This is a genomic window from Rhodococcus sp. P3_B8 (assembly GCF_056402775.1).
This window is the reverse complement of record NZ_JBFUGT010000422.1, coordinates 1-4,641: the sequence shown is the minus strand read 5'-3', so window position 1 is coordinate 4,641 and position 4,641 is coordinate 1. Positions and strand designations below refer to the sequence as shown.

Below are 4,641 nucleotides of genomic sequence, written 5' to 3'. Positions count from 1 at the left end.
GGTCGGGTCCACCCAGTCCACCAGCTTTCCAGAGCGGGATAGGGACCTCCCCGGACCCGACCCGGTGTTCTTCTTCGCTGCGCTGCAACTTGACTCCTACAAGGCAGCGGGAGAATTGCCTTCTTTCATGCAGCGCTACCYGCGCGACGAGCGGGTCTTCCTCGAGCGGATTGCCGACCCTCGACATCCATGGATGATGCTCGTCGAGCATTCGGGTCTCGATGATGCACCCGCTGTAATCACCGATCTGCACAACGGGTCGACCGACCCGTCAGTAGGGCACGTATTCGACCTGACCATCCGATAGGTGAGTTCGACGCAAGACGGGAGTCGAGAAGCGGCACCGCGTTCGAGCGGTGTGTGCGAAGCGGGTCCGTCCGCGACGCGCACGTCTACGAATTCGTCCATGAGCCGATCGATACCGATCGGGGCGATACCACGATCGTCCGAGACGTAGCGCCACCACCGCGCGCCCGACCGTCGCCGTCGTTCGGGAAACCAACGACGGCGAGTGGCGGATCGCTGGTGCCGTGATGGTCCCGTCGTTAATGAAGCGCCTGACGTGGTCGTCGAGTCTGGGGCGGAGCCTGATGGGCACCGGGTTCGTGTAGCCGCGGCGTAGAAATTTACTCGATCCGCCGGCCTGACGTCGTGGGGGCGGGCGTGTGCCTGAGTTAGTCAAATGGCTCGCAAACTGATCCGTCACGACCTAGGGATTCGTTCTGTCTTCGTCGTTTCTGCGGATCGCCGAGATACTTGGTGGGACAGCATTTCCGCACCACTTCGAGGAGTTTCGATGTTTGCTGTGTGGCGCAGTTGCCAGCATTACGCCAGTCCCGATTCGCTGCCGGATGCGTCCGCGGCAAGCCTGGAGACGGTGTTGAACGCGTCGTCGCGGTTGCCGTCGGCCGGTCGCGCGGCCCGGTTCGTGGCGCGTGAGATGAACGCGGAGTGGTCGGCGGTCGGGTTCATCAAGGACGGGGGGCTGATGGAGACGACGACGGCCACTCAGCTACGTAAGTACGACCGGGTGCGGCGCCGCGAAATTCAGTGGTCGAATGACAACTACCGGGCGTTGACCGCGGCCGATCATCCTGAGCGCACCGTGGACCTGGACCAGCGATGAACATGCCCGCCTCGGGCGGCCGAACACCCGAACGGGCCCGGCCACGTTCTCGAGGAAGGAACTTCGACCGAATTTCACCTGACAACAGCTGGGTGTCCTCATCGTCGACTACCGCGAAGTAGGTCGCGTCCAGGGCCGCCCGCGCGGGATCGGCAGCCCCAGCGCTGGTGAGTGAACTGACAGCGAAGACTTGCCGCGCGAGCTGCTGGTTTCTGAGGGCTGGCGTCGCGCGAGCACGAAACCGCCGAAGGGCGGGGGCGGTCTCGACCCGCTGCCGCGCATTGAAGAGACCGGCGAACGGCGCAGGAAGCGCGACTTGTTCCGCGAGCGCGTTAAGTCCGTCCTGGACCCATTGCGTGTTGCTCAGGTCCGCTCGATCGATCGCTGTCCGGGCAGCCCACCGGGCAATGGAGCGTTGAGTGGTGGGCGATGACGATGCGATCGCTTCCGCGACGGTCCGGTCCAGGAGACAAAGGTTCGGCGCCATCGACCCGGCTGCGAGAAGCTCGGCTGTCGGGGGATTACCTCCCCAGATCGCAAAGTCGTCATCCGGCGACAGCTCGGGGCTGTGGGGTGTCGTCCGAGAAGCCGATGYAGGCGTCGATTGGCCGAGCTTCTGCAGGATCCGCATCAGTCGTCGTGGTGTCGGTCTCGGTCCAGAGCTTCCTCGGTGGGAGGTCATCGGTTGTGGACGTGGCAGGCCATAAGCGGAGGCGCCACGTATCTCCCGGTTCGGTCGTGCCGGGCCAACCGAGGGCCACGAAGCCGCGGCCGCATACTTCCACGCGGTACCGGCCCGGATCGACCGTCACGTGGTGTGGTTCTCCACCGGTACCGTTGGTAGGTGCCGGGATGGCAGGATCGTACACACCGGGTCGGCGAGGGGTGCCTCGGCTAGGGCGTCCGTCGCGGGAGCCCGAGACCTGCTGCGAGCCACGATCGTTCCGGCAGGGCACCGGCCCGCCCGACCCCCGGTCACCGGCCGCACCCATGGTGCGGTAGGGCCAGGACGCCGTCGTATTCGGTCTATGCTCCAAGACCGAATGCGACGAGGAATCCCAACGCGGTGGACAGGCCCACCCACCAACCACCTTCCCGGTAGGCCTCGGGCATCAACGAATCCGCCAGTACGGCAATGGTCGCGCCGCCGGCGAAGGCCTGGATGGTGGCGATCGCACCGTGGGAGATCTGGTCGGACACCAGGTTCGCTCCGATCACCACGAGGACGAGTAACGCTGCGGTTGCTGCCCACACGGCGAAGGCTCGCGGCCGGTTGAAACCGGGTTGGGCGCGCATCGACGCCGCTCCGGCGACGGCTTCGGGGACGTTGCCGACTGCGACCGCGACGAGCAGCACGATTCCGCCGCTGCCGCCGAGGGTGACCCCGAGTGCCGTGTTTTCCGGCACGCCGTCGAGCAGGGCACCGAGCATCAAAGCCCATCCGAGGGCGCCGGCGCCGAGTTTGTTCGCGATCAGGTGGTCGGCGACGACGTAGACCAGTGCGCCCGCGAACAGGGCCGCGCCTGCGCCCCAGATTCCTTCGGTTTCGAACGCCGGCTGGAACAGTTCGGTGGAGACCGCGGCGACCATGGTGCCGGCTCCGAAGGCCATCAGCGCGGCGAGTAGTGGTTTGGGCAGGTGGTATCGCAGGCCGACGCCGGCCCCGATCAGCAACGGTAATGCAGTTCCCAGTCCATACAACACGGCAGTGAGCATGCGGGGATGGTATCGAGACCGACCTTTGGCCTTACCGGCCGACCGAGCGGATGCCCGGTGAGGCACAGCGACGGGTGACGCTCGTGGCGGGCGGACATTGAATGCCGGCGAGGCGTGAAAGCTCAATCCTCCGTCGCGGCGTGGTGTCCAGGCCTCCTGTGCACTGGGAACGACGGAGGGGTCGAACTCGAGGCCAGGCGACCACACCCTTGCCGCAACTCAGGCGCGTCCTCGACGAATTCGAGAGAGTCGGTCGACTGCGAAACGCAGCCGCGCTCGCGGCCGCGCGTGAAGAACCCCGCCGGCAATCAGAACGACGTCGACCCTGCGGCCACGCCGGAAGCTCCGTCGTCGGATCGGGCCCACGCGAATCCCCAGAACGAGATCTAGCTCGATATCACCACCGAAGCGAACGGCAACGCCCAGGCGTCGACGACCGTCCACTGGAAGTTTCGTGACGGAGAAGCCAACTCCGCGGTTCTGCACGCACAGCACACCACCGGTCCGGGACAGGCCGGCATGGTCGGTGATGTCTGGCCTGCATCGATGAGGACTTCTGAAGGTACCGCTGACGTCGTGCAGATTAGGCGAAGGGGCATGGATATGGATCCCCCAGCCGCGTACTTCCGACGTGTCAACGACGTTGCGACACAGAGTCATCCTCGGGGCCATGCAGACGCACTTCAGGTCGTGGTCGGCTATCTTGCTGACTCGACCACCGCGGCGCTGCGGCGGGTGCGTCCCGTCGTGCCCGTGAGCGGGGGCGTGACCCCGTCTCGAGTTCTTGGCGTCCCAGGCGGTGTCGAGACGAGGTTGTTCTGACATCTCCGGTCACGGCGGTCGTGCTGACGTGCTCCGCCCTCCTCACAGTCGAACCGAGTCCCGTGTGCGCAGATTCGCGGACGGACCGTGCCGAGAATCGGCACCCGATCAAGGAGGGTGGAATCGCCCGGGCGTCCCGGCCACTACAATCGTTTGCCGGGTGCAGAACGGGAGAGTCAGCACCCACACCACCGATAACGAAACTGGTCGTGCCAGCGCGTCCCGGTTGGACACGCGTGATCCGGGCACGCGGTGGTTGTGGCTTCGGGCACCGACGGGCAGCACGATGCTGTCCGCGCAGAATGCAGCGACCGATGACACGGAGGTAGCTGTGGCCGTGTACTCGTCGGCAGGTCGGGTACGTCGAACTTCGGCTGGGCAACAACCTCTCGCCCTCCCTTTCCTGGAGGAGAAGTGCGGTGCTCAATCTGTGGTGCTCAATCTGTACTATCCGCTGGTCATCGTCTTGTACACCATCTCGGCTTTGCGGCAGGGCAATCTCGGCCACTGCTGAGCGTTCCCATCAGCCGACCGTTCCGTGCGACAGCATCCCGGATTCTGAACACTGGACGGGCGAACCTGCCTGAGGGGCTTCTGGCAGGTTCCCCTGGTTCGGTGTGCGGCATTCGTGCCGCCGATGCGGGTGGCGTTCAGCTAGGTTCCTACCGAACGGGTTTCGGTTGGAGGGTGCGCGAAGTGGACGTTGACCGTGGGCTGCGCGACGAGCTAATTCCGGCGGCTCGCCGCGCGTCCCTCCGTGACGGTTTCGCGGGGACGATCTCGCCCGTGATCGACTGTGGTGGGGCGCCGGGTGCCGGTGGTGGTGTCGTGCCGCGGTGGCCGACACGGGCGATCTGCCGTGTGAGAAGTTGACGGAAGTAGTCGATGCTCGTGGGATCGACCAGGCTTCCCGCTGTTGATCGAAATTCCATGACTATCTCGTAGTATCTACTACTTTCTGCGGCAGGCGGATTGGG

2 protein-coding genes and 2 pseudogenes are annotated in these 4,641 nt (G+C 65.2%); 3 read left to right on the top strand and 1 reads right to left on the bottom strand.

Translation table 11 applies throughout. From position 1 onward, the window contains the following. Positions 1-307 (top strand): annotated as a pseudogene (locus tag AC1D1G_RS41985) (DUF2855 family protein); the annotation flags it as partial. 489 nt (positions 308-796) lie between these two features. Continuing rightward, a complete protein-coding gene (locus tag AC1D1G_RS41980; RefSeq protein ID WP_283331816.1) occupies positions 797-1,126 on the top strand; it encodes a hypothetical protein in 330 nt (109 codons plus the stop codon). Between the two features lie 1,026 nt (positions 1,127-2,152). On the opposite strand, the gene AC1D1G_RS41975 is transcribed toward AC1D1G_RS41980, so the two are convergent. Continuing rightward, positions 2,153-2,842, bottom strand: coding sequence for a ZIP family metal transporter (locus tag AC1D1G_RS41975; protein ID WP_477956578.1), 690 nt, complete (start codon positions 2,840-2,842; stop codon positions 2,153-2,155). Between the two features lie 309 nt (positions 2,843-3,151). On the opposite strand from AC1D1G_RS41975, the pseudogene AC1D1G_RS41970 reads away from it, so the two are divergent. Continuing rightward, positions 3,152-3,402 (top strand): annotated as a pseudogene (locus AC1D1G_RS41970) (superoxide dismutase family protein); the annotation flags it as partial. Between the last annotated feature and the right edge of the window lie 1,239 nt (positions 3,403-4,641).

Excerpts from the sequence above, each read along its gene's own strand:
- AC1D1G_RS41980 (WP_283331816.1), top strand. The coding sequence starts at position 797 with ATGTTTGCTGTGTGGCGCAGTTGCCAGCATTACGCCAGTCCCGATTCG.
- AC1D1G_RS41975 (WP_477956578.1), bottom strand. The coding sequence starts at position 2,842 with ATGCTCACTGCCGTGTTGTATGGACTGGGAACTGCATTACCGTTGCTG.